Origin of the sequence: Saccharomonospora halophila 8 (assembly GCF_000383775.1) — a bacterium.
In the GTDB taxonomy this organism is placed as follows: Bacteria; Actinomycetota; Actinomycetes; order Mycobacteriales; family Pseudonocardiaceae; genus Saccharomonospora; species Saccharomonospora halophila.
The window spans coordinates 52,389-57,691 of the sequence record NZ_KB912573.1 but is presented as its reverse complement, the minus strand read 5'-3'; the positions used below and the strand labels follow the sequence as shown (position 1 = coordinate 57,691).

The window sequence follows — 5,303 nt, the reverse complement described above, 5'->3', positions numbered from 1 at the left end:
CGACGTCGACGGCTGGTACGCGGCGGGCGTGGCCGGTGCGGGCTCGGGCCGACCGGCGCCGTAGACCTCGCGGCGCAGGCGGGTCTGCTGGACACAGGCGGCGGCGATGACGGTGAGTGCCAGCAACCCGCCGATGACGCTGATCGGGTCACCCTCCGGCGCCTCGCCCGTCGCGGGGTCGGTGGGCGTCAGAGCGACGAGGATCAGCAGGACCAGCGTGGCGCCACCGTAGATCGCGGTGAGGCGCTTGTCCGAGGGACGGCGGAGCCGGACCGCGGCATGCGCGAACGGCACCCAGGCGAGGAATCCCATCGACGCGACGGTGACCACGAAGTACCAGCGCCCCGCGAGGATGCCCGGCGTGCCCGTCGTCGGGTGCGACCGCTGTCCGGGCGGCTTGTCGTATGCGGTCATGGAGACCTCCGTTCGTACCGCGTCGGTGGTGTGTCGTGCGACGCCGGCCGAACATTACTGCGCGACGCGGACGTCACCGCCGCCCCTCGGCGCGGATCACACCGTGCGGTGTGCCGTGAAGAACTCCCTGCCTGCACCGAACGCAGCGAAGGACCCCTTCACTGCACGCAACGCAGGGAAGGGGTCCTTCACGGCACACCCCGGCCGCCACTCGAAGCGGGCGGGACGCGGGGGGGTCAGCTCAGGTTCTTCGGCTGGACGTCCCACTCGGTTTGGCACAGGCCGCAGTTCGGGCCGACGAACTGGGCTCGGGCGTCCGCCTCACCCTTGAGCTGCCAGTCCAGCCACTCCACACCGACCCGGCCGAACTCGCCGCCGTTGGGCTCCTCGAACGTGCCGTAGTGGCCGACGTCGAGGTTGCCCATGAACGCGGGCAGGCCGGCGGGCAGGCGGCCCCAGTCGTCCATGGCGTTGTCGTAGGCGATGTCCTCGGGGCCGCCGACGAAGTAGGCGATCGGCGCGTGCAGGTCGCCCAGCAGGCGCTTGTCCCACGAGCTCATGATGCCACTGTTCCACATCACGGTGGTGGTGATGCGCGGATCGTCGGCCACCTCCATGGTCTCCAGGCCGCCGCAGGACTGCCCCATCACCGCGATGTTGTCGGTGTCGAGCTTGCCGTAGTAGTCACTCCACGGCCGCGAGTTGCGCTCGATCGCCCAGTCGACGGCGTCGATGAGCATGTCGGCGTCGGTGGATCCGGACCCGCCGGGCTCGCCGTTGGCGATGACCAGGTAGCCGTGCGAGGCGAACTCGGTGAGGATGTTCTCGAACCACGTCCCGTCGGCACGGCAGGCGCCGTTGCCCCAGGCCACGATCGGCATCTTCTCGTCGGTCGGGAGCGTGTCGGGGCGGTAGACGGTGTGGTCGGGCAGGGTGAACGTCGTCTCGTAGCTCGCGGGGTAGGGTCCCGTGCCGCCGGTCTGCGCGGCGGCGGTGGTCGGTGCCACCAGGGCGGCGAGCGACAGCGCCGTCGCCGCGACGAGGACGCGGCTCATCAGCCGTTTCATTCCGGTGCCTCCTTGCGCCTGAAGAGTCAGGTTCGACGTTCAAGAAAGCAGCCGGAGACGGACCGCGTCACCGGGCTCGCGGGGGAACCGGCGAAAGTGCCGATGGAGACACCGATCCCGCGCTGCGCGGGACATCCGACACACGTCGCAGGTCAGATGCGGTATTCGGACACCGGATCACTGCGGTGGCTTCACGCGGTCGCGATATGGCAATCCACCACGGTGTCGTAGTCGTAGCCCCGGTCGGCCACGAGGACGTCGGGTTTGCGGCGGGGCCTGCCTCGCCGCCCCCGCACCGGCGGGATGGCCTCGACCAGCGGAAGAAGCTGGGTCACGTCATTGCGGTTGCCGCCAGTGAGACGCACGGCAAGGGGGACGCCGCCGCCGCAGATCACATGGTGTTTGGAGCCGGTTTTGGCGCGCTCGACCGGGCTCGGCCCGCTGTCCGGGCCCCCTTTTCGCGCGCACATGCGAGGCATCCACACAGGCCCGGGATCAGTCGATCACCGCGGCCGCGTTCAGCTCGGCCAACAACACCTCGTGCAACCGGTCGAACACCCCCGTCTCCTGCCAGTCCCGCAACCGCCGCCAACACGTCATACCCGAACCGAAGCCCAGCTCCTGCGGCAGGTCCTCCCACCCAATCCCGGTTTCAAGCACAAACAAGATGCACTGCAACACCTGCCGGTCCGGCAACGGCTTCGGCCCCGTCCTGCCGACCGGACGCACCGACAACAATGGCTCGACCCGCGACCACAACTCATCCGACACGACCCACGGCGCAGCCACACCAAGATCATCTCAAACCAAGATCCTCAATGTGTTAGGAGCTCTAAGAGCAGCCATCCAGAGCCGATTCGCAGATTACTGACTCAGAAACATTTTTTCTAGCATCGCCTCTACCACCTGGTCGTTAACACATCCGCACAACTCTAGACATCCATCAATAGCTTCCTCGAGATCATCCCATTCAATCGGCTGAAAGTCTCCGTGCGCGATTCGATGCCTCCTCCCGCATAACACTTCGTCGATGAACTTTTCACGCGTCTTATACTCATCCAGGTAACCCAAAGAGGTAATAGACAGCAGTTGCTTCAATCGCTTTGAGTCAAGGTTTCCCGTCTTCACTACTGACTCGACATCGCACTCAAAACATCGCGACGACATGCTTCCAACCTGAGACATTACTTCCATAGCGCGATAGACCTCCCCTCCATCGAAGTTCTTTTTCAAGAGCGGCAAGAAAGTGATTGCCTGGAGTCCCGGTTGGAGCAGCGCGACCGGCTGGGAGGTTCTCTTCAAGTAAGTAAGGTATTCGCTGATGCAGTCCTTTACGAACCCCTCCCAATGCGCGTACGCCATGACGTGACCAGACCTACGCAGCATCTGACCTCTGCGACCAGCAACTTCTGAGCAAAGGAACCGCATATCGGCCAATTCCCTCTTACGTTTAGCCAGACTGTTATCCAGGCGGTCTGCTGCATACTCCAGAAGCGTGGTACGCAACAATCAACTCCTAGTAAACAACTCGCGCCCCTGCGGTATCGTCTTTCTCATTCTTTCATCTGCCCTCTTGCCAGTTGCGAACCCGCGTTCAAGAGCACCAGAGGACCAGAAATCAATTACTCGCTGTTGCACCAAACTCGAGGAACAACCCATGTAGTCATCTACATGATAGCCTAGGCCCAAGCCAACAATCTCAAAAGCAGTGTGCTGGAAGGCTCCCTTGAACCTTCCGCTTTCCGGATCGTACTTCTTGAAGATCTGATCACTCGCCGCACTAGCGAGCAAGTCAAATGTAGCGCAGAACTTCTCGCCTATCTCATCTAAAGAGACTTCCGAGGAGGCAAGCTCTACAGATTCCTTGGTCACGAATTCACCAACATAACCCATTGAGTTGATAACATCTTCAGGGATATCTCGGAATATTATGAAGCGAAGAGCGAGCTCAAGGTCATACTGCTCCTCGACGAGCCTGTCCGTGAGAGAGCATGCTTCAACAAAGCTATCGTGAGTCCGCAACGTAGAGAGCCAAGAGTAAAACTCCCTGTCGACACTCAGTAGCAGGCAGCTTCGCACTTCCTGCGCCGTCAGTGCAGTTCCGAACGCGTTCAAACGCTGGAATAGGTCGTACTTTGCGTTCGCCGACGAATCGCGCTTTATGATCTGAAGGTCAATCTTGGATCTCTTTATATCGAGACGCTGGGATTGAGTTAGTGCGTACCGCTCATCAGTAGAGTTCCATTGTTTTCCCTCAAGCTCAGGGAGGTACTCCGTCCCTTTCAAGACGAGAGGTGGATACTCGTGGCCTCTCTCGTCGACGAGTAGTCCCTGCAACTCCAGTAGGGTTGATATGCGCTGCACACCGTCAACTACATCCCACGTACCATCTTCAGTTTGCGCAACGAAGATAGAGGGGAGGGGTATCCCGAGTAGAATGCTTTCGATCAGGTTGCTCTTCTGCTGGTCACTCCAGCGAAAGACTCGCTGAAATTCGGGGTGCACATCGAGTTCGGAATCACGATAGAGGTTAGTCAACTCGCCAATCGACATACTATACGAGTCCGTAGAAATTTCTCGTCGCTTATTGTCGATCTGGTTTTGCAGCAAGTCTGTCATGATACTCCTTTCCTTACGTTGCAATCTTCATCACGAGCTCCGCCCAAGATCGACCTCAATAGGTCCTTGTCCAGCACGACCCGCTCGTCCTCGGTGAGGACCTCGACGATCTGCCGGTCTAGGTGCGGGGTGTCCCGAGCGGACTCGGCCGGACACAGCAGCCACAGGCCGTGCGGGGCCTCGTGCGGGCGACGGGCAGCCTGCTGGAGGCCGGTGAGGAACTCGTGGCCGCCCATGTCCCAGTAGCGGGCGACCAGACCCGCATGGTGCAGGAACAACAACGTGCCCTCGCCGGTCGCCTGTTCGTGCAGGCGCTCGCGCAGCCGCGACCAGACGTCCGCGACGTAGGTGCGGAAGCCGCGCTTGATCTCGCCCGTCTCGCCGAAGCGGGCGTCGAGTTTGTGCACCCGCTCCCAGTCCTGCTCCTGCTCACGGATCAGCTCGCGGAAGGTCGCCAGGAACGTACTGTCCACATGCACCGATTCGAGTGCGTACTCCCCCGCCAGCAGGTCCGGCGCGTACGGCAGGTGGACACCGCGCACGGTCAGGGCCAAGAACCCGCCGTACTCCGTCTTCCGCGACAGTTTGCCGACCAGCACCTCGTGCGGGTCCAACCCGGCGGCGCGGCCACGGCCATGCCCGCTGAGCACGCTGCTGGACGACGTCACCCCGCCGGAGCGCTCCGGCGGGCGCGGGCGGAAGACCCGGTCGGTCACGTCGAACTCCAGCGGGAAGCCCGCCTCGCGCAGGGCCTCCTCCACCTGCACGTGGGTGATGCGATCGTCCAGCGCCAGCGCGGGGAAGCGGGCGCGAACCTTCGCCAGCAGGTCCCGCAGGGTGATCCCCGGGTCCCGACGCACCCCGGCCGCGGCCTGCGAGATGCGCAGCGCGCGCACCAGGTCCAGATCCCGCGGGTACAGCTCCAGCCTCGGTGAGGCCGCCGCGTTGCCGGACATCGCTGCGGCCAGCTCCACCAGCCGCGTGTCCGCCTGCGACGGCAGCCCCTCCGGCGCGGGCACGGCGCGCAGTTCCCGCACCACCACGCCCCTTCCCGGCAGCGAGTCCCTGGCCACCAGTTCGTCGGCCCGGGTGCCCAGGGCGACGCACCTCCATCCCCGAGGTGAGCGTCCACACGTGCAGGTCGTGCACGTCCTCCACGCCGGGCAGCGCGTGCAGTGCGGTGTTCAGTCCGGCGACGTCGAT

The 5,303-nt window shown here is 63.2% G+C and carries 4 protein-coding genes and 3 pseudogenes; all 7 read right to left on the bottom strand.

Annotated elements, in window-relative coordinates; genetic code table 11:
- Positions 1-414 (bottom strand): annotated as a pseudogene (locus SACHA_RS25705) (hypothetical protein); the annotation flags it as partial.
- 236 nt (positions 415-650) lie between these two features.
- Complete coding sequence (locus tag SACHA_RS0116665; RefSeq protein ID WP_019811585.1) at positions 651-1,481, bottom strand: alpha/beta hydrolase; 831 nt, start codon at positions 1,479-1,481, stop codon at positions 651-653.
- A gap of 224 nt (positions 1,482-1,705) precedes the next feature.
- Positions 1,706-2,270, bottom strand: a pseudogene (locus SACHA_RS26315) (IS5 family transposase); the annotation flags it as partial.
- Between the two features lie 75 nt (positions 2,271-2,345).
- Positions 2,346-2,987, bottom strand: a complete 642-nt coding sequence (locus SACHA_RS26670) for an MAE_28990/MAE_18760 family HEPN-like nuclease (RefSeq protein ID WP_408640328.1) — start codon at positions 2,985-2,987, stop codon at positions 2,346-2,348.
- A 3-nt stretch (positions 2,988-2,990) separates the two neighbouring features.
- Positions 2,991-4,100 (bottom strand): DUF262 domain-containing protein, encoded by a 1,110-nt coding sequence (locus SACHA_RS24075; protein WP_083935884.1) that lies wholly within the window; start codon positions 4,098-4,100, stop codon positions 2,991-2,993.
- A complete protein-coding gene (locus tag SACHA_RS22685) occupies positions 4,097-5,173 on the bottom strand; it encodes a hypothetical protein (RefSeq protein WP_198010167.1) in 1,077 nt (358 codons plus the stop codon). The genes SACHA_RS24075 and SACHA_RS22685 overlap by 4 nt, the downstream gene beginning before the upstream one ends.
- Before the next feature lie 31 nt (positions 5,174-5,204).
- Positions 5,205-5,303: pseudogene (locus SACHA_RS26310) on the bottom strand (cation diffusion facilitator family transporter); the annotation flags it as partial.